The sequence below is a fragment of the Roseateles sp. SL47 genome (assembly GCF_026625885.1).
GTDB lineage: Bacteria > Pseudomonadota > Gammaproteobacteria > Burkholderiales > Burkholderiaceae_C > Roseateles.
In genome coordinates, this window is record NZ_CP113068.1 from 6,274,062 (window position 1) to 6,294,190 (window position 20,129).

Here is a 20,129-nt window from a genome sequence, read left to right on the forward strand (position 1 = left end):
GGCCGTTGGGGCGGTTCGTCCAGTGTTCCCCACGGGCGTGGGGATGAACCGCCACGGAAATCGAGGCGGCGGACGGAACGGTAGTGTTCCCCACGGGCGTGGGGATGAACCGGTGGTTGACGTGTGGGTGGATCGCCTCTGCCACGTGTTCCCCACGGGCGTGGGGATGAACCGCATGAGCGCAATCATCAGCCCTTGCGGGCTCTGTGTTCCCCACGGGCGTGGGGATGAACCGGAATTTGCGGAGTTCATTGAGCCAATCTCCTCGTGTTCCCCACGGGCGTGGGGATGAACCGTCGTTCGCGTCAGTCATCCAGACCGTGATCGTGTGTTCCCCACGGGCGTGGGGATGAACCGCCGACTACCTGGCCATGCCCGCCGGCACCTGGGTGTTCCCCACGGGCGTGGGGATGAACCCCTTGAACTCGCTTTCGCCCTCGGCCTTGCCGCGTGTTCCCCACGGGCGTGGGGATGAACCGGCGCATCAGGTTGTCCAGCGCCAAACCGGTGAGTGTTCCCCACGGGCGTGGGGATGAACCGTGGCGCTAGAAAAAGTCGCGATCTGCGAAGACGTGTTCCCCACGGGCGTGGGGATGAACCGCCTCGTCGCCCTGCGCCGCCGCTGCGCGACAAGTGTTCCCCACGGGCGTGGGGATGAACCGGCGTATTGGCGTGCTTCTCAAGCAGTGCTTCAGTGTTCCCCACGGGCGTGGGGATGAACCGGACCGGGAGGCAGAGGAATGGGAGCAGCGCGAGTGTTCCCCACGGGCGTGGGGATGAACCGCGTTGGCGGCATGGATGTCGCCAGCGTCGAGCGTGTTCCCCACGGGCGTGGGGATGAACCGCGATTGACGATGCACTGCGCTACATCGGCGCCGGTGTTCCCCACGGGCGTGGGGATGAACCGGCGCAGGAGCGATTCCAGAGGCTCGCCAACACGTGTTCCCCACGGGCGTGGGGATGAACCGGGTCATCAGGTTGGCGTGGCGGATTTCTGACAGTGTTCCCCACGGGCGTGGGGATGAACCGCCGGAGTAGGCGTCGTGCACGTTGGTCAGCAGGTGTTCCCCACGGGCGTGGGGATGAACCGGCTGCCGAGTTCACGCCGGCCGCCAGGTCCACGTGTTCCCCACGGGCGTGGGGATGAACCGCCGGGGAAGAGATTCAGTCCAATGTCAGCGGCGTGTTCCCCACGGGCGTGGGGATGAACCGCCACCGGAGAAGCAGCATGAGCGGGACGACAAGTGTTCCCCACGGGCGTGGGGATGAACCGCCTGCGCACTACCGCCAAGTGGGTGTCCCTGGGTGTTCCCCACGGGCGTGGGGATGAACCGTTGTCTTGGCAGGAGGAGCGGCAGAAGGACCCGTGTTCCCCACGGGCGTGGGGATGAACCGTCGCACAGGTACTCACGCGAGAACGCCGCCTCGTGTTCCCCACGGGCGTGGGGATGAACCGATTTTCAGGGGCTGCGTCGCTAGGCTTGATCCGTGTTCCCCACGGGCGTGGGGATGAACCGATGCCAGCACCCGCAGTCCTCGTCGATCACGCGTGTTCCCCACGGGCGTGGGGATGAACCGGACTGGAACCCGGCCACCCAGGACCAGCCTGAGTGTTCCCCACGGGCGTGGGGATGAACCGGATGCCACCTATGTGCTGGCCCGTTACACGATGTGTTCCCCACGGGCGTGGGGATGAACCGCCGATGATGACCGCGCCTTTGGTCAGCAGACCGTGTTCCCCACGGGCGTGGGGATGAACCGCTCACCGTCCCCGAGGATTACAAAGACATCCCGTGTTCCCCACGGGCGTGGGGATGAACCGACCGCGAAGAGCGAGCTGAACGTGCGTGCGATGGTGTTCCCCACGGGCGTGGGGATGAACCGGGGCGCAGCATGATCAGAACGGAATCGGGTCTGTGTTCCCCACGGGCGTGGGGATGAACCGGCTGCGGGGCTTGCTGTCGATCAACGCGCCTCGTGTTCCCCACGGGCGTGGGGATGAACCGGCGCATGCAGACACCCAAATGCACGCCGTAGTGTGTTCCCCACGGGCGTGGGGATGAACCGCCAAGAAGCGCACGTATGACGTGGAAATCCGCGTGTTCCCCACGGGCGTGGGGATGAACCGCCCTCCCGGTCGCTGACTGCAGGCACGCGCAGCGTGTTCCCCACGGGCGTGGGGATGAACCGGCACCTTCGGCGCTGCCTGGGCGGCGAGGGCTGTGTTCCCCACGGGCGTGGGGATGAACCGTAGAGCTCGCTGAACAGGTTGATGCCGTTGGGGTGTTCCCCACGGGCGTGGGGATGAACCGCCTCTGGAGCTCGCAGGCCTGGCCGAGATCAACGTGTTCCCCACGGGCGTGGGGATGAACCGTCTTGCCGCGCACGGGTACGCGCTTCCATGTGAGTGTTCCCCACGGGCGTGGGGATGAACCGCACTGGGGTTGGCCGTTACGTTACAGGACCGGGTGTTCCCCACGGGCGTGGGGATGAACCGGTGACGCCCGCATGCATCCTCGATGTCGATCAGTGTTCCCCACGGGCGTGGGGATGAACCGCCCTCCCGGTCGCTGACTGCAGGCACGCGCAGCGTGTTCCCCACGGGCGTGGGGATGAACCGGTCTCGAACTCGCGCTGCGCCGCGGCGCGGAAGTGTTCCCCACGGGCGTGGGGATGAACCGGCCCCGGGCGAGCGCTCGCGCAGCTTGCTCTGGTGTTCCCCACGGGCGTGGGGATGAACCGAGCGATTCATACGCCCCTATGGGGAATCTGCAGTGTTCCCCACGGGCGTGGGGATGAACCGTGGGTGCAGGATCTGCGCAAGGAGCATCGGCAGTGTTCCCCACGGGCGTGGGGATGAACCGAACAGCCAATACGAACACTTCTCTGGATTGTGGTGTTCCCCACGGGCGTGGGGATGAACCGCAATTCAAAGGTCATCGAGTTGCTTGGTTCTTGGTGTTCCCCACGGGCGTGGGGATGAACCGGCACACAGCAGCACTTCCAGGAACACCCCGGCGTGTTCCCCACGGGCGTGGGGATGAACCGCGGAGACACCGCCGATTCCATTTGCTGGGACTGTGTTCCCCACGGGCGTGGGGATGAACCGGCACCCCGGTGCCCATCATCGACGCCTACGCCGTGTTCCCCACGGGCGTGGGGATGAACCGCCGAAAGGACCGCGCAACTCGCCGCCGAGGCCGTGTTCCCCACGGGCGTGGGGATGAACCGAAAGCCCCAGCGACTGCTACCAACAGTCCCGGGTGTTCCCCACGGGCGTGGGGATGAACCGGGCTCCCAGTCTGCCGCTGCAACTGCTTAACCGTGTTCCCCACGGGCGTGGGGATGAACCGGCCTTGATCTGCCCGCTGGGACCAAATGCGCCGTGTTCCCCACGGGCGTGGGGATGAACCGGTGAAGAGCTTCAATGTCGTTCGTGCTGTCTGGTGTTCCCCACGGGCGTGGGGATGAACCGGAAAAGATCCAGGTTGGTAGCGACAGGCAACCCGTGTTCCCCACGGGCGTGGGGATGAACCGGGCGGCGTTTCGGGCGCCGCTGCGGGCGCGGTGTGTTCCCCACGGGCGTGGGGATGAACCGCATTCTGAGGGACGCACACCTTACCCGTAGTGGTGTTCCCCACGGGCGTGGGGATGAACCGCATGCTTCACTGACATGCAAAAAAAATCCCGCGTGTTCCCCACGGGCGTGGGGATGAACCGCTGAAGGCGCCCGCGTCGCGGTCGTCCAGGTTGTGTTCCCCACGGGCGTGGGGATGAACCGCGCGGACAGGCCGCCGCGACCCAGATGCACGAGTGTTCCCCACGGGCGTGGGGATGAACCGATCCCGCCTCCGCGTCGAACTCCATGCGGTCCGTGTTCCCCACGGGCGTGGGGATGAACCGAGTGCCACTTCGGGTGGTTCGACGCCGAGACCGTGTTCCCCACGGGCGTGGGGATGAACCGCACTACCGGCCGGCGCCGACCGACTGCGCCACGTGTTCCCCACGGGCGTGGGGATGAACCGCTTGAGGACGATCGGCCGCCGAGCAACGGTGCGTGTTCCCCACGGGCGTGGGGATGAACCGAACTGCCGCCGGCAGCCGTAGCCTCCCTGGGAGTGTTCCCCACGGGCGTGGGGATGAACCGGCCAACCTTGAGAATGCCAATCTAGTAGGTGCGTGTTCCCCACGGGCGTGGGGATGAACCGCCCATTTTTGCGGCGCTGGCGCGGGCGTTCTGCGTGTTCCCCACGGGCGTGGGGATGAACCGTTGCTTGTGATTTTGATGTCTGCTTTGCTGTGCGTGTTCCCCACGGGCGTGGGGATGAACCGCCAGATGCCACGTCCGAGCGTGTTCACTGTCGGTGTTCCCCACGGGCGTGGGGATGAACCGCCGCCCGTCGCCAACGCGGCGGCGCATGACCTGTGTTCCCCACGGGCGTGGGGATGAACCGTTTCGGATTTCCAATGCCATGGTTGATTTCTCCGTGTTCCCCACGGGCGTGGGGATGAACCGGACTTGGCCGATGCCGGCGAGCTCAACGCCAAGGGTGTTCCCCACGGGCGTGGGGATGAACCGGCCGAGATTGCTGCGGAGTTCTCCAGCAACTCGTGTTCCCCACGGGCGTGGGGATGAACCGTTCACGCCGGTGTTTGAGGGCACCAGGCTGACGTGTTCCCCACGGGCGTGGGGATGAACCGCCATCAACGCGGTGCTGGAGAAGCGGGCAAGTGTGTTCCCCACGGGCGTGGGGATGAACCGGCGCATGGCGAGGAATACATGCAGCGCCTGCGGTGTTCCCCACGGGCGTGGGGATGAACCGCCGCTCGGCCACATGGCCATGTGGACACTCGCGTGTTCCCCACGGGCGTGGGGATGAACCGCCGGATGGGAGTTCGTCTAGCACCAGCACTACGGTGTTCCCCACGGGCGTGGGGATGAACCGAGGACGACGACAACCGGCGCTTTCTTGCATGGGTCAATCTAGCAATGAGACGGTGTTAGGTGAGAAGCCGGTACCGGCTGCTTCCGACATCGCCGCCGATCCTCAGTTCATCGTAGAGGCATTCGATGCTGAGGAGTTCGAGAGGGCATGGCTCGCAGCCGTGTCAGGGTCTCGATGGCAACTGTAGCCAATGGTGTTCTGTAGCGATGATGCCTTGCCGCAAAGGGAGTAACGTACAACGGCCTTACAGGTCCGGGGCCACTCGGCGCAAAGGTGGCCGAGACGTTCAGGAGCGGCACGTATACCGAACTGACTACGGCCGAAGCGACTACTCTGTACAGAGTCTGGGGTGGGAAGGCCGGTGAACTCGGTCCATATTGCACGAGAACTCCCCCAAGTGGGCCGGTTCAATCAGTCCTCGATAGCGCTCTCAATCCGGCCTGGGGCAACACTGCGACCAACGTGACAAGAATTCAAGTTCCAAGCGGAGTCAAGATTTACGATGGTTTCGCGGCTCCGCAAGGTGGGCTGGTTGGCGGTGGGAGTCAAGTATTCATTCCGAAGGTTGACCCAGCATGGATAGTCAAATGAATGCCTGCCCATGGGAGCGGATAGATGACTTCCAGACGCGTGGTGAGTTCGACCGCTTCGTGGCTTGGGCGGCCGCCCAAGTCACCTCGGGCGATGCGGTGGAGATCCCGGTCGCAAGTCCGTACATTGGCGCTTCGAGCTTCACCGAGAAATGGTTCAAGCACGTTCCAAGCGGCGGCGTTTGGCGCCTCGTGTGGCCTGACGGACCTTTCACCGGAGTGTTTGAGCCGGTGACTTGGTCCGCTGCAGCAAAGGGAGGAACGAACTTCTTCCGCAGAGCAAAGGCTGGCGAGGCGCCGAGCTTTGTTCCTCGGCCAGGTGACCGACACGTCGAACCTCCTCCCCGTTTGCACAAAATATGCACCGAATTTGCACATGGGATGTGCACGGGTCAAGGAACGACATCAGGAATGACAGCGCATCCGCACCTACCTTCATAGGGATGGCGTGTCTCATGGTGATGGTAGGCCGTGCAGGACTTGAACCTGCGACCAAAGGATTATGAGTCCTCTGCTCTAACCAACTGAGCTAACGGCCCCCTGAAGGATCAGCGGAAGCGGCGGATTCTACTCAACGCGGGGGCCTGCTCCGGCTGTACCGCCCAGCCTACTTCTGCGACAAGGCATTGCTCACCATCCGCGACGTGATGTCCACGATCTGGATCATCCGGTCATACGCCATCCGCGTCGGCCCGATCACCCCCAGCGTGCCCACCACCTCGCCATCCACCTCATACGGCGCCGACACCACCGACAGCTCCTCATACGGAACCACCTGGCTCTCCCCGCCAATGTAGATGCGCACCCCTTCCGCCCGGCTGGACACATCCAGCAGCCGCATCAGTTGCGTCTTCTGCTCAAAAAGATCGAACATTCGCCGCAGGCTGCCCATGTCATGGCTGAAATCCTGCACCGTCAGCAGATTGCGCTCGCCGGAGATGATCACCGGCTCCTGTTCCTGGTAGCTCTGCGTGCCCACATCCACCGCCGCGCTCATCAGGGAGGCAATCTCCCCTCGCAACGCGTCCACCTCCGTCCGCAGATGGTCCCGCACCATGTCCAGGCTGAGGCCAGAGTAGTGCGCATTCAGCCGGTTGCTGGCTTCGGTCAGTTCGGATTGGGTCAGGTCTTGTGCGGTGAACACCAGCCGGTTCTGCACATCCCCCTCCGGGGACACCATGATCACCAGCACCCGCCGCTCGCCCAGCCGCAGGAATTCAATGTGATGGAAGACGCTGCTCTTGCGCGGCGCGGTGATCACCCCCACAAAGCTCGACAGGCTGGACAGCAGCTGCGCCGCGTTGGCAATCACCCGCTGCGGCTGATCCGGCAGCAATTGCGATTCCAGCGACGGCACCTCGGCCGCCGCCGAGGCCTTGGCCGTCAACAGCGTGTCCACAAAAAGCCGGTAGCCGCGGGCCGTCGGGATGCGGCCGGCACTGGTGTGCGGGCTGGCGATCAACCCCAGTTCTTCCAGGTCGGCCATCACGTTGCGGATGGTGGCAGGGCTCAGTTCCAGGCCCGAAGCTTTGGAGAGCGTGCGCGACCCCACCGGCTGTCCGTCCGCGATGTAGCGTTCAACCAGAGTCTTCAGCAGAGTTTTGGCGCGCTCGTCGAGCATGATTTCATTGTATTGAATCCCCAGGCCACCGCCGGGCGGCACCGTGGCGCTGTGGTGTAATTCTGCGCATATGTCCAAGCGCTTCCGTCATGTGGCCATCGTCGGCAAGCCCCAGGCTCGGGGCATTGGTCCGCTCCTGGAGGAGATTGCCGACTTTGTGGCCAGCCAGGGATTGGATGTTTCCCTGGATCAGGAAACAGCCGACAGTACCGGCATTTCCACCTTTCCTGCCCTCAGCCATGCAGAAATGGGTCAGCAGTGCGACCTGGCCGTGGTGGTCGGCGGGGACGGCACCATGCTCGGCTTCGCCCGCGAGGTCGCCCGCTACGGCATGCCGCTGGTCGGCATCAACCAGGGTCGGCTGGGTTTCATCACCGACATCTCTGCTGACAAATACAAGGAGTCGCTGGCCCCCATCTTTGCTGGCGACTTCGAAAGTGAACACCGCTCCATGCTGGAAGGCGCTGTCCTGCGGGATGGCGAACAGATCTTCTCCGGCGTGGCGCTGAACGACGTGGTGGTCAGCCGCGGTGCCACCGCGTCCATGGTGGAACTGCGGGTGGATGTGGGCGACGAGTTCGTGGCCAACATGCGGGCGGACGGCGTCATCGTCGGCACGCCCACCGGTTCCACCGCCTACGCCCTCTCCGCCGGCGGCCCCATCTTGCACCCCGGCATCGCCGGCTGGGTGGTGCTGCCGATTGCTTCCCATGCCCTCTCCAACCGGCCCATCGTGCTGCCGGACTCGGGTGAGGTGCGCCTGACCATCGTGGCCGGCCGGGACGCCAGCGTCAATTTCGACATGCAAAGCCTGGCCAGCCTGCTGCATGGGGATTGCATCACCGTGCGGCGCTCCCAGCACCGCGCCCAGTTCCTGCATCCCCGGGGTTGGAGTTATTACGCCACGCTGCGCCGCAAGCTGCGCTGGTATGAAGGCGTAAGCTGAGCCGCCGCCCCACCGATCCACTGACGATCGACTGACTGATCGACTGACCGACCCGATTTGAGCGATTAGAGGACTCACCGACATGCTGCGCCGCCTGAGCCTGCGAGATTTCGTCATCGTGCCGGAGCTGGAACTGGACTTCTCCGCCGGTTTCTCCGCCCTGACCGGGGAAACCGGTGCCGGCAAGTCCATCCTGATCGACGCCCTGCAACTCGCCCTGGGCAGCCGGGGCGATGCCGCTGTCGTGCGGGAAGGCGCCGCCAAGGCCGAGATCAGCGCTGAATTTGATCGCCCGGAAGCCGTGCTGAGCTGGCTGGAAGAAGGCGGTTTTGCCACCGACGACGAACATGCCAGCCTGTTGCTGCGGCGGGTGATCGATGCGCAGGGCAAGAGCCGGGCATGGATCAACGGTAGCGCCGCCACGGTCGCCCAACTGCGAGAACTGGCCGAGCATCTGCTGGACATCCACGGCCAGCATGCCTGGCAAGGCCTGACGCGCCCCGCCAGCGTGCGCCAGTTGCTGGACGAGTTCGCCCAGATCGATGCCAGGCCGGTGGCCAGCACCTATGCGCAATGGCGGCAGGCCAGCGAGGCGCTCGCCCACGCCCAGGCGCGGCAGGCGGATCTGGCACGGGAACATGAACGGCTGAGCTGGCAGATCGGCGAGGTGGACCGCCTCTCGCCCGGCGCGGACGAGTGGGAAGAACTCAATGCGGAACATCAGCGGCTGTCGCATTCCCAATCCCTGATGGATGCGGCACGGGGCGCACTGGACCGGCTCAGTGAGGCCGAGATCAATGCCCAGGCGCTGACCGATGATGCGTTGTCTGCGCTGCAGGATGTGCTGGCGTACGACGCCGGCCTGCAGGACACGGTCAACACGCTGCTCGGCGCGCAGGCGCAGTTGCAAGACGCCGCCCACAGCCTCAGCAGCTACCTCAACGCCGCCGATCTGGACCCGGACCGCCTGCAGCAGCTGGATGAGCGGGTGTCGGCCTGGGTGACGCTGGCCCGCCGCTATCGCCGCCCGCCGGCCGAGCTGCCGGTGCTGCTGGACGAATGGAAGGCCGAGCTGGCCCAGCTGGATGCCGCCACCGATCTGGAAGGCCTGCGGGCCAAGCAGGCCCAGGCTCTCAAGGCCTATCAGAAGGAAGCCAAGCTGATCAGCGCCGCGCGGGCCAAGGCCGCACCGGCCCTGTCCAGCGCGGTGTCGCAGGCCATGCAGCAGTTGGGCATGGCGGGTGGACGGTTTGAGGTGTCGCTGCAGCCGCAGGACGAGCCGCAGGCCTTTGGTCTGGAATCGGCCGAATTCCTGGTAGCCGGGCATGCCGGCAGCACGCCTCGCCCGCTGGGCAAGGTCGCTTCGGGCGGGGAGCTGTCGCGGATTGCATTGGCCATTGCCGTCACCACCAGCCAGCAGAACAGCGGCGCAGGCACGCTGATCTTTGACGAGATTGATTCCGGCGTGGGCGGGGCGGTGGCTGAAACCGTCGGCCGTCTGATGAAGCAACTGGGCCAACGCGTGCAGGTGCTGGCGGTGACCCACCTGCCGCAGGTGGCCGCCTGCGCGGACCATCATTTCCTGGTGGCCAAGGCTGCACGGGCCGGTGTCACCAGCTCGGAGGTGCAGCCCATCCATGGGGAGGCACGCACCGCAGAAATCGCCCGGATGCTGGGGGGGGAGCGGCTGTCGTCCACCAGCCTGGCCCATGCCCAGGAGATGCTGGCCCACTCGGCCCGCGCCCTGCCTCCGTCCACGGCCCGCGTCACGGACTCCGCCGCCAAAGGCAAGAAGGTCAAGCCATGATCCCGCCGCAAGAGCCCACGCTCGCCGCGCAGGCCGCACACACCACCGATCTGGTGTTGGTGACCGGCATGTCCGGCGGCGGCAAGTCCATTGCCATGCATGCACTGGAGGACGCCGGGTTCTTCTGCGTGGACAACCTGCCGCCCGAATTGCTGCCCCACTTCCTCGAGCTGGAGCAGGAAAGCGGGTCGCGTCGCCGCGTGGCGATTGCGGTGGATGTGCGCAGCGCCGGCTCGCTGCCTCAGCTGCTGCTGCACATCAAGGAGTTGCGGCTGAGCGGCGGCGTAGCCCTGCGCAGCATCTTCCTGGATGCGGACAACGACACCCTGCTGCGCCGCTTCTCCGAAACCCGCCGCCCGCACCCGCTGCGCGCTGGCGTGGACGACAGTGACACCCATCGCGCCCTGCAGGACGCGATCGCGCTGGAGCGGGAACTGCTCACGCCGCTGCGCATGGAATCCACCGTGATCGACAGCAGCCAGCTGCGGCCGGCCCAGTTGAGGGCCTGGGTGCGGGACCTGGTGCGGGTCAGCGGGTCGTCGCTGACGCTGGTGTTCCAGTCCTTCGCCTTCAAGCATGGGGTGCCCAGCGATGCGGACTTCGTGTTTGATGTGCGGGTGCTGCCCAACCCCTATTACGACCGGGAACTGCGCCCGTTGACCGGCCGCGACCCGGCGGTGGCGGATTATCTGGAGCAGCAGCCGGAAGTGCGGCTGATGCTCAGCCAGATCGGCGCCTTCATTGCGCAGTGGCTGCCCAGCTTCGGCTCGGACCAGCGCAGCTATCTCACCGTGGCCATCGGCTGCACCGGCGGGCAGCATCGTTCGGTCTATCTGGTGGAGACGCTGACCAAGCAGTTCGCCTATCACGGTCAGGTGCTCAAGCGGCACCGGGAGCTGGACGCGCGCTGATTCAGCGCATTCAGGCGGCGCGGCTGTCGCGCTCCGTATCATCCGTCTGGCTGGTCAGCAGAATGCCCAGCACCACCGAGGCAATCGGGAAGGTGCACACCAGCAGCAGCATCCACCCCACCAGATTGCGGCCCGCGAGTCTGACGGCCATGCCCATGTACACCCAGTGGGCAATCAGGCTGACGGCCATGCCCAGCCCGCACAACACCCCGCGTCCGGCTCCAATGTCACCGTCCTGCGTGCCACTCACCAGCAGCCAGAGGCAACCTGCCCAGATGATGAAGGCCACCAGCGCGGATTCGAGGGCGCTTTTCATCGGCGATTTGGCAGCAGTGGACATGGTGGAGAGCGGATGGAAGTGCTGTTGAGGTGACGCGCTGAGCGAGGTCACCGACACGGCGAGGTCGATGAATGGAAGGGATGAACTGGGATTGATCGGGTCTGGGCACCCGGTCATGCACCCGGTTCGGAGGCTGTGCCGAAGAATATCCCAGCCAGGGGCCTTCGACCTCAGGTCAATCCAGCAACTTTTTCAGCGGCGCCGGCAGCGCGTATTGGCTCAATTGCTCGCGCGCCACCCACTGGCCCGGCGCAGCCGCCTCGGCCGGCCCGGACAGCACGGCGCGGCGCGGGTGCAGCACCCAGTCAAAGTGCGTCAGCGCATGCTGCACGCGGGGCAATGTTTCCACTTGAGCCACCCCCAGGGAGCGGCGGTGAGCGTCCAGGTCGGCTTCGGAGTCGAACATCGGCAGGGTCCACAAGCCCCCCCACAGTCCTTCGCTGGGCCGTTGCTGCAGCCAGATGCGGCCTTCATGCTCCAGCCACAGCCACCAGTTCTCCCGCTGGCCACGCTTGAGCTTGCGGGTCTTGATCGGGTAGAGCGTCGGGTCGCCTTGGGCACGGCCCTGGCACAGGCCCGAGACCGGACACAGCAGGCATTGCGGCTGGCGTGGGGCGCAGTGGCTGGCGCCGAGATCCATCAGCCCCTGGGTGTAGGCCGGCATATCGGCTTCCAACGCGGGCAGCAGCGCCTCAGCCTGCCGCCACAGCCGCTTCTCCTGGGCCTGTTGGGCCAGGTCGCCGTCAAACGCCAGCAGTCGGCCAAGCACACGCTTGACGTTGCCGTCCAGGATGGCCACGCGTTCACCGAAGCAGAAGGACGAGATGGCTGCCGCCGTGGAGCGGCCGATGCCCGGCAACTCCGCCAGTTCAACCGCCGTGCGGGGAAAGGCGCCGCCGTGGCGATCCATCACCGTCTGCGCGCAGCGGTGCAGGTTGCGGGCCCGGCTGTAATAACCCAGCCCGGCCCAGGCGGCCATGACGTCGTCCTGCGGCGCGGCGGCCAGGGCCGCCACATCCGGGAAACGCTCCAGGAAACGCTTGTAGTAGCCCAACACCGTGGTCACCTGCGTCTGCTGCAGCATGATCTCGGAGAGCCATACACGGTAGGGGTCGCGGGTGTTCTGCCAGGGCAGGTCGTGCCGCCCATCCTGGCGCTGCCAGGCCAGCAGCAGCGGCGCAAAGTCGCCACGCAGCGCCTGCATCCGGGTTTGGAGTTCTTCGTCGGTCATCAGGGGGCGGAGTATCGCGCTTGCAGCCGGGCCACCTCGGCTGCGGGCTGTGATGCAGAGGGCCGCCAGTGCTGTTAGCGCTTCTGGCAGGTCGGGCAGAAAAAGGTCGATCGCTGCCCCTGCACAATTCGGCGGATGGGGCTGCCACACACACGGCAAGGCTCTTTTTCACGTCCGTACACCCGGGCCTGCATCTGGAAGCTGCCAGCCACACCGTGTGCGTCCTTGAAGTCCCGCAGGGTGCTTCCACCCGCCTCCAGCGCCTCGCCCAGCACCTGGGTGAGCGCCTGCGCCAGGCGTTGGGCTCGGGGGCGGCTGATCTTGCCGGCCGCCAGGCGCGGGTCGATGCCCGCCATGAACAGCGCCTCGCAGGCATAGATGTTGCCCGCGCCCACCACCACATCTCCGGCCAGGATGGCCTGCTTGATGGCCACCCGTCGCCCTCCGAAACCGCGGTGCAGATGCGCGCCATTAAAGGCCTCGTCGAACGGCTCCAGGCCCATGCCGGCCAGCAGTTTGGCCGCCGGCGCCACATCCAGGCCCTCGGACCAGACCACCGCACCAAAACGGCGCGGATCGGTCAGGCGCAACACGCCTCGGTCGGTGACGAGTTCGAAGTGATCGTGGGGACCCGCGCTGGGGGGCTGTTCACGGAAGGCCAGTGACCCGGACATGCCCAGGTGCATGAGCAGGCCACCGTCTGGCGGCAGCGGCTGGGTGGGGTCCTGGAGGTCGATGGCGTCGCCCTCGGCCCGCAAGGGGAGCCACAGGTACTTGCCCCGGCGCGTCACCGCGCCCACCCGCCGGCCCACCAGGCGCCCCGCCTCTACCCCCAACGGCCAACGCAGCGGCTTGCCCAGGCGGACATCCAGCACACGAGACCCTTCAATGGCGGAGGCAAAACTCAGACGTGTAACTTCAACTTCTGGCAACTCTGGCATGGCTCAATGATAGGGGGACAGGTGTTTCGCTGCCCGCCAGCGCCCAGCCGGCCCTGCCCACGCCGTGGGTCTGGGTCTCCCGGCCGGCTTGGCTCGCGTGCGTTGCGCCGAGCTTCCCTAGAATGGCCTGGAGTGTTTCTTGCCTCATTCGCGACAGTTCAGGAGTTTTCCCATGCCCGCCTCCGTGCGCCACCCCTGGTGGATCCCCGCCGCCCTCGCCCTGAGCTGCGCTGCCCATGCCCAGACCGCCCGGACTGACACTGCTGTTCAGTCCCCGACGTCGGCGGCTTCCGCGCCGCTCAGCAGCACCGCTGCATCGGCCCCCATGCCCAAGTCCAGGCCGGCAAGCGGCGCGGCCAAGGCGGCCAAACCCGCCAGCGCAGCCGCCCCCGCGAAGGCGAAAAAACCTCCAAGCCAACGGCGACTCAGCCCTCGGGCCCAGCCCTGCCCGCATCGGCCGCCACACCGTCACCCACGCGCGCCCCCGAGGCTGCCGGCCATGGCAACGGCACGCAGACGCCCGGCACACCGGCCGCGCCTGTGGCTGCCGCGTCCGCACCGGAACCCATCCGGAATTCCGGCCTCGATGCGCTCATGTTCTACCAGGTGCTGATCGGCGAACTGGCGTTGCAGGGGGACCAGCCGGGTGTGGCATTCCAGGAACTGCTGGATGCGGCGCGTCGCGCCGAAGATGAAGCCCTGTTCCGACGCGTAGTGGCCGTGGCCCTGCAAGCCCGGGCCGGAGACCAGGCGGTGGTGGCCGCTCGCGCCTGGCGCGACACACTGCCCACCTCGCAGGAAGCCCTCCGCACGCTCATCCAGTTGTTGGCCTTGCTCAATCGCCCGGCCGAGGTGGCGCCCCCCTTGCGTGCGCTGTTGGCGTTGAATGCGCCGGATTCGCGCGCCGGTCTGCTGGCGGGCCTTCCGCAACTGTTCAATCGCAGCCCGGACCCGCAGAAGGTCCAGGAAGGCCTGGAACCCTTGCTGCGTGAGACCGCTGCCCGGCCGGAAACCCGGTTCGTGTCGCTGATGGTGCTGGCACGCCTGGCGCAGATGGCGGGCAATGCCGAGGCCGCCCTGGTGCATGTACGCGCTGCCGCCCGGGACTTCCCGGACCGGGACGAGCCGCTGGCATTGGCCCTGGAGCTGCTGCCCCAGCGTCCGGAAGCCGAGGCCTTGATCACCGCCGAATTGCAGGCCCATCCCGACAAGCAGGGGCTGCGGCTGGCCTACGCACGGGCCCTGGCGCGCGCCCAGCGGCCTGCCGATGCGGCTCGCGAGTTCCGTCGGGTCACGCAGGAATCGCCGGAGAACCTGACCTCCTGGCTGGCTCTGGGCTCGCTGGAGCTGGATCTGCAGCATCCCGATGCCGCTGAAACCGCCGTGCAGCGCTACATGGGCCTGCTGGACGAGCAACCCGCCCAGCGCGAACGCCTGGAACTGAGCGAGCGCGAAGCGCGTCAGCAAGGCTTGCTGCTGCTGGCACAAGCGGCGGAAATGCGAGGGGACCTGAAGTCGGCGGAAGCCCGCCTGAGCCAGATCGATGCCGCCCCGGGCAACATCGACATCGCCTACCGTCGCGCATCCCTCATGGCCCGCCAGGGCAAGCTGGAGCAAGGCCGCAAGCTGCTGCAGGCGCTTCCCGCAGACCAGGCCCAGGACCGCCGCGCCAAGGTGCTGGCCGAAGCGCAGCTGCTGCGTGAAAACCGCCAATGGCAGGCCGCCTACGACCTGCTGGGGGAGGCCGTGGCTGCCCATGGCGAGGACACGGATCTGCTCTATGAGCAATCCATGATGGCCGAGAAGCTGGGCAAGATGAAGGAGATGGAAGCGCTGCTGCAGAAGGTCATCCAGATCAAGCCGCAGCACTACCACGCCTACAACGCCCTGGGTTATGCCCTGGCCGATCGGAATGAACGCCTGGAAGAGGCGCGTGACCTGATCTCCAAGGCGCTGAGTTTTGCGCCGGGCGAGCCCTTCATCATGGACAGCATGGGTTGGGTGGAGTTCCGCCTTGGCCGCATGGGTGAAGCCGAGCGGCTGCTGCGCCAGGCTTACGGGTCCCGTCCGGATCCCGAAATCGCCGCCCACCTGGGTGAAGTGCTCTGGACCGCCGGCCAGCAGGACGAGGCCCGCCGCATCTTTGCAGAAGCGATCAAGCGCGACCCTGAAAACGAAGCGGTGAAAACCACCGTGCAACGGCTGAAGGTGCGCCCCTGATGCAGCGCCGCGCGACCCTGGCGGCCGTGGTCGCCGCCGCGCTGTGGCTGAGCGGCTGTACCAGCGTGCCCAAGGTGACGGAGCAGGAGGCCACGCCCCTGTCCAACGCACCTCGCCTGACCGGCCGTTTGGGTCTGGTGGTGCCGGCAGGCCCGGGCGGACAGCCACGCGGCCAGAACGTCACCGCCAATTTCGAGCTGTTGGGGGACTCCACCCGCGGCCGATTGGAGATGAGCACGCCAATGGGCAGCCTGGTGGCGCGGGTGTCCTGGCAGCCCGGTGCGGCCACCCTGCGCACGCCCGATGAGGAACGCAGCTACGACACACTGGACGCCCTCACCCAGGAACTGCTGGGCGAGGCCCTGCCGGTGCAGGCCTTGTTCGACTGGCTCAAGGGCCGCCCCTGGGCCGGTACGCCCCATCAGCCTGCCGGCGACCAAGGCTTTGAGCAACTGGGCTGGCAGGTGGACCTGCGCCGTTTCCAGACAGGCCTGATCGTGGCCCAGCGGCTCAATCCGGGCGGCCAGGAGCCCCTGGCCACCTTGCGGCTCAAGCTCGACGAGAGTCCGTAAGGTCTGACCTCCGAAGATGTCGGGCCCAAGGGGGTTCCGGCCGCACGCTCCCAGGCTGCCGGACAATAGCGGCGGGGCGGCGGGCTGTTCTGCCACCCCGCCATTTTTTTCCGCCCCCATGACCGCTCGTCCCCTGCAAGCCCTCTACGACGTCCCGGCTCCCGCCAAGCTCAACCTGTTTTTGCATGTGGTGGGCAAACGGCCGGACGGCTACCACCTGCTGCAGTCCCTGTTTGTGCTGATCGACTGGGCGGACACGCTGCATTTCGAGCGCCGTGCGGACGGCGCACTGCATCGTCACGACCAGGGTGACGCGCTGCCACCGGACGATCTGTGCCTGCGGGCCGCCCGGGCCTTGCAAGCCGCCAGTGGCACGAGCTTCGGCGCCGACATCCACATTGAAAAGCGTCTGCCGGCCGGCGCGGGCATGGGGGGCGGATCGTCGGATGCGGCCAGCACGCTGCTGGCCTTGAACCGCTTGTGGGGACTCCACTGGCCGCGCTCGCGCCTGCAGCCGATCGCCCTGCAGCTGGGGGCGGACGTGCCCTTCTTCGTGGGGGGCCGTAATGCCTTCGTGGAGGGCATTGGTGAAATACTTCACGCTGTTCAGGTGCCCCCAACTCGCCTGGCGGTCGTGAAGCCGGCCGTGAGTATCGGCACCAAGGAAATTTTTTCGAGCCCCCTGTTGCAAAGGTCGGAAAGCGTGGCTATAGTAGCGGGCTTTCCTGCAGTGAACGGCGGGCACGAAGCAAGCGAAACCAATTCAGCTAAACCAATAGCTGAATGGAATCAAAGCCAAGTGAATACCGGGCACGCTGGAGTTGGAAGCTTAAGCAAATCAGACGACGCGCAAAATATGCGCAACGTTGTAAGTGACGCGATGCTTAAGAAACTCTGCGAGCAGGCAGTTTCAGGGTGGGGCAGAAATGATCTGCAAGCTCCCGCCGAAGCCGCCAGCCACGAAGTTTCTGATGCATTGCACTGGTTGCAAACTCGCTACGGCAATAGTCGAATGACGGGTTCAGGCAGCGCAGTATTTGCTATACTCCCGGCTTCGCAGCAGGATGCTGATGACTCAAATGCCAGCTTAGGAAGTAATTCCAAGGCGACATCGGAAGCAAAAGCAAATGGTTCACTAAATATTAGTTATCCATTTGATTTGCCTCCGAAATGGGCTGGTAGAATGTGTCGCAGTCTTGAAGTTCACCCATTACTGGGCTGGGCAACAGACTGAAGGTTTTGGGGTGTTGTGCCACGCACAATGTCCTGTGTAGGGGAGTCGCCAAGTTGGTTAAGGCATCGGATTTTGATTCCGACATGCGAGGGTTCGAGTCCTTCCTCCCCTGCCAAATTTCTTAGTTTCAATCCGGGACCCGCTGGGTTGGCCACCGGGCCACAATTTTTTGGATGGCCCGCTGTGCTGCTCAATACCGTCCTCTTCACGGGTAACGCTAACCCGTCTCTCTCCAAAGAAATCGCTACCCACCTGGGCCTCGAGCTCGGCAAAGCTGTGGTTGGCCGTTTTTCTGACGGCGAGGTGACTGTCGAAATCCAGCAAAACGTCCGCGCTCGCGACGTCTTTGTGATCCAGCCCACCTGCGCCCCCACCAACGAAAACCTGATGGAATTGCTCATCATGGTGGATGCACTCAAGCGCGCCAGCGCCCGTCGCATCACTGCGGTGATTCCCTACTTCGGTTACGCCCGTCAGGACCGTCGTCCCCGCAGCACTCGTGTGCCCATCTCGGCCAAGGTCGTGGCCAACCTGCTGGAAACCGTCGGCGTCGAGCGCGTGCTCACGATGGACCTGCACGCCGACCAGATCCAGGGCTTCTTCGACATCCCGGTGGACAACATCTACGCCTCGCCGGTGCTGCTGTCCGACCTGAAGGCCCGCAATTACGAGAACCTGGTGGTGGTGAGCCCGGACGTGGGTGGCGTGGTCCGTGCGCGTGCGCTGGCCAAGCAACTCGGTTGCGACCTGGCCATCATCGACAAGCGCCGTCCCGCCGCCAACGTGTCCGAAGTGATGCACGTCATCGGTGACATCGACGGCCGCAACTGCGTGATCATGGACGACATGATCGACACCGCCGGCACGCTGGTGAAGGCGGCCGAAGTCCTGAAGGACCGCGGCGCCAAGCGCGTGTTTGCATATTGCACTCATCCCATCCTGTCCGGCCCGGCCATCGAGCGCATCTCCAGCTCGCAGCTGGACGAGGTCGTGATCAGCAACACCATTCCCCTGTCGGAGGCCGCCAAGGCCTGCGGCAAGATCCGTCAGCTGTCTGTTGCCTTCCTGTTCGCTGAAACCATCCGTCGTATTTCGGACGGTGAGTCGGTGACCTCGCTGTTCTCCGAACAGAACAACAACTTCTGATCTGCAGAGTTCTGGTGAGTGCCCACTGGCAGTCACCAAGCAAGAAGGCGCCTGGTCGCGGGGCCTTCAACCGGAATGCCATGGGGGCATTTCGTCACATTGGAGCAAGTTATGAAATTCGTCGCTTTTGAGCGCAAGCTGCAGGGGACCGGAGCGAGCCGCCGCCTGCGTCACGCCGGCAAGGTGCCCGGTATTGTGTACGGTGCTGGTGAGCCCGCTTCCATCGAGCTGGACCACAACGCCCTGTTCCACGCCCTGAAGAAGGAAGCTTTCCACAGCTCCCTGCTGGACATGGAACTGAACGGCGCCACCACCAAGGTGCTGCTGCGTGACTACCAGATGCACCCGTACAAGCAGCAAGTGCTGCACGTGGACTTCCAGCGCGTGGACGCCACCACCAAGATCACCAAGAAGGTGCCGCTGCACTTCGTGGGTGAAGCCGAATCGCCGGCTGTGAAGACCGACAAGGGCACCGTGAACCACGTGGTGACCGAGCTGGAAATCACCTGCCTGGCCCAGCAGCTGCCCGAGTTCATCGAAGTTGACCTGAGCAACCTGACCATGGGTCACTCGGTGCACGTGAACGACCTGAAGCTGGCCAACCACATCAAGATCGTCACCCACGGCAAGCCGAACCCCGTGATCGCCACGCCGGTGCCGCCGGTGGTGGAAGAGATCGTGGTCGCCGCAGCTCCGGCTCCGGAAGCCAAGGGCAAGAAGAAGAAGTAATCTTCTTGCGGTTCCCCCCAAGGGAACGCCCTCTTCAGAGGGCAGCAGAGGCCCCGCTCAGCGGGGCCTTTTTCATGCCCGCTCCACTCGATAATCACCCCATGATTCGACTCTTTGTTGGCCTGGGCAATCCCGGCACCGAATACGAAGACACCCGCCACAACGCCGGGTTCTGGTGGATCGACACGCTGGCACGCGGCCTCGGGGCCACGCTGCAGGCGGACCGCAACTACCACGGCCTGGTGGCCCGGGTGAACAACGCGCCGGGCGCGGCCGGTCCCATCTGGCTGCTGCAACCGATGACCTACATGAATCTGTCGGGCAAGTCGGTGGCGGCCTTGGCCCGATTCTTCAAGATCGCCCCCGAGCAGATCCTCGCCATCCATGACGAGCTGGACATCCCCCCGGGCGAGATGAAGTTCAAGCAAGGCGGCGGCAACGGGGGCCACAACGGCTTGAAGGACATGCAGGCGCAACTGGGCTCGCCCAACTTCTGGCGCCTGCGGCTGGGCATCGGTCATCCGGGCCACAAGGCAGAGGTGGCCAACTATGTGCTGCGCAAGCCCCCGCTGGCCGAACGGCAGTTGATCGACGACTGCATCGGCAAGTCCATGGAGGCGCTGCCCTACATGCTGCAAGGCGAGTTGGCCAAGGCGCTCACCAAGATCCATGCCAAACCGCCGCGGCCGAAGCCGCCGCGGCCGGAACCGGGCGCTGGCAAGGAATCTGGCGCTGGCAAGGGCTCGGACACCAGCCAAGCATCAGCGGCTGAGAAGGCATCGGGGGGGGACAAGGCGCTCGGCGCCGCGAGGGGATCCCATACTGGTCAGGCATCGGACGACCATAAGGGCGACCATAAGGGCGACCCCAAGGTCAACAACAAGGGTGACCACAT

At 65.4% G+C, this 20,129-nt stretch carries 13 protein-coding genes, 2 tRNA genes, 1 pseudogene and 1 CRISPR repeat array (1 of these 17 only partly in view); of the genes and pseudogenes, 11 read left to right on the forward strand and 5 right to left on the reverse strand.

What is annotated here, in order from left to right; genetic code table 11:
- Positions 1–4,946: direct repeats of the CRISPR family, unit length 29 nt; unit sequence GTGTTCCCCACGGGCGTGGGGATGAACCG (it extends 2,202 nt beyond the left edge of the window).
- Positions 4,947–4,974: 28 nt separating this feature from the next.
- Positions 4,975–5,133: a DUF6881 domain-containing protein gene (locus OU995_RS27655; protein WP_420714779.1), complete on the forward strand. Its 159-nt coding sequence runs from the start codon at positions 4,975–4,977 to the stop codon at positions 5,131–5,133.
- Positions 5,134–5,998: 865 nt separating this feature from the next.
- Here the strand turns inward: OU995_RS27655 and OU995_RS27000 are convergent.
- Positions 5,999–6,075, reverse strand: a tRNA-Ile gene (locus OU995_RS27000).
- A gap of 68 nt (positions 6,076–6,143) precedes the next feature.
- Complete coding sequence (gene hrcA / locus OU995_RS27005; RefSeq protein ID WP_267833240.1) at positions 6,144–7,157, reverse strand: heat-inducible transcriptional repressor HrcA; 1,014 nt, start codon at positions 7,155–7,157, stop codon at positions 6,144–6,146.
- 70 nt (positions 7,158–7,227) lie between these two features.
- Here hrcA and OU995_RS27010 point away from each other — a divergent pair, with 70 nt between their 5' ends.
- From OU995_RS27010 to rapZ, 3 genes are all read left to right on the forward strand, one after another.
- Positions 7,228–8,103 (forward strand): NAD kinase, encoded by an 876-nt coding sequence (locus tag OU995_RS27010; protein WP_267833241.1) that lies wholly within the window; start codon positions 7,228–7,230, stop codon positions 8,101–8,103.
- An 82-nt stretch (positions 8,104–8,185) separates the two neighbouring features.
- The gene (gene recN / locus OU995_RS27015; protein WP_267833242.1) at positions 8,186–9,910 is read left to right on the forward strand and encodes a DNA repair protein RecN; all 1,725 of its coding nucleotides are present in this window, start codon (positions 8,186–8,188) and stop codon (positions 9,908–9,910) included.
- Entirely contained in the window at positions 9,907–10,821 is a 915-nt protein-coding gene (gene rapZ, locus OU995_RS27020) for an RNase adapter RapZ (protein WP_267833243.1), read from the forward strand. Before recN ends, rapZ begins: the two co-directional genes overlap by 4 nt.
- Positions 10,822–10,831: 10 nt before the next feature.
- On the opposite strand, the gene OU995_RS27025 is transcribed toward rapZ, so the two are convergent.
- From OU995_RS27025 to mutM, 3 genes are all read right to left on the reverse strand, one after another.
- Positions 10,832–11,278, reverse strand: a complete 447-nt coding sequence (locus OU995_RS27025; RefSeq protein WP_267833244.1) for a hypothetical protein — start codon at positions 11,276–11,278, stop codon at positions 10,832–10,834.
- Between the two features lie 58 nt (positions 11,279–11,336).
- Positions 11,337–12,392 carry an A/G-specific adenine glycosylase gene (mutY, locus tag OU995_RS27030; protein ID WP_267833245.1) on the reverse strand — a complete coding sequence of 352 codons (1,056 nt, stop codon included), beginning with the start codon at positions 12,390–12,392 and terminating at the stop codon, positions 11,337–11,339.
- Between the two features lie 74 nt (positions 12,393–12,466).
- Positions 12,467–13,333 carry a bifunctional DNA-formamidopyrimidine glycosylase/DNA-(apurinic or apyrimidinic site) lyase gene (gene mutM, locus OU995_RS27035; RefSeq protein ID WP_267833246.1) on the reverse strand — a complete coding sequence of 289 codons (867 nt, stop codon included), beginning with the start codon at positions 13,331–13,333 and terminating at the stop codon, positions 12,467–12,469.
- Between the two features lie 594 nt (positions 13,334–13,927).
- Here mutM and OU995_RS27040 point away from each other — a divergent pair.
- The 7 genes and pseudogenes from OU995_RS27040 to pth all read left to right on the forward strand — a co-directional run.
- The gene (locus OU995_RS27040; protein ID WP_267833247.1) at positions 13,928–15,553 is read left to right on the forward strand and encodes a tetratricopeptide repeat protein; all 1,626 of its coding nucleotides are present in this window, start codon (positions 13,928–13,930) and stop codon (positions 15,551–15,553) included.
- The gene (locus OU995_RS27045; protein WP_267833248.1) at positions 15,553–16,125 is read left to right on the forward strand and encodes an outer membrane lipoprotein LolB; all 573 of its coding nucleotides are present in this window, start codon (positions 15,553–15,555) and stop codon (positions 16,123–16,125) included. Before OU995_RS27040 ends, OU995_RS27045 begins: the two co-directional genes overlap by 1 nt.
- Before the next feature lie 133 nt (positions 16,126–16,258).
- The gene (gene ispE / locus OU995_RS27660) at positions 16,259–17,359 is read left to right on the forward strand and encodes a 4-(cytidine 5'-diphospho)-2-C-methyl-D-erythritol kinase (RefSeq protein WP_420714908.1); all 1,101 of its coding nucleotides are present in this window, start codon (positions 16,259–16,261) and stop codon (positions 17,357–17,359) included.
- A gap of 38 nt (positions 17,360–17,397) precedes the next feature.
- Positions 17,398–17,474: transfer RNA gene (locus OU995_RS27055), tRNA-Gln, on the forward strand.
- Positions 17,475–17,542: 68 nt separating this feature from the next.
- Positions 17,543–18,505 (forward strand): ribose-phosphate pyrophosphokinase, encoded by a 963-nt coding sequence (locus OU995_RS27060; protein WP_058934026.1) that lies wholly within the window; start codon positions 17,543–17,545, stop codon positions 18,503–18,505.
- A gap of 111 nt (positions 18,506–18,616) precedes the next feature.
- Positions 18,617–19,234 carry a 50S ribosomal protein L25/general stress protein Ctc gene (locus tag OU995_RS27065; protein ID WP_267833249.1) on the forward strand — a complete coding sequence of 206 codons (618 nt, stop codon included), beginning with the start codon at positions 18,617–18,619 and terminating at the stop codon, positions 19,232–19,234.
- Between the two features lie 101 nt (positions 19,235–19,335).
- Positions 19,336–19,950, forward strand: a pseudogene (pth, locus tag OU995_RS27070) (aminoacyl-tRNA hydrolase); the annotation flags it as partial.
- Positions 19,951–20,129 lie beyond the last annotated feature (179 nt).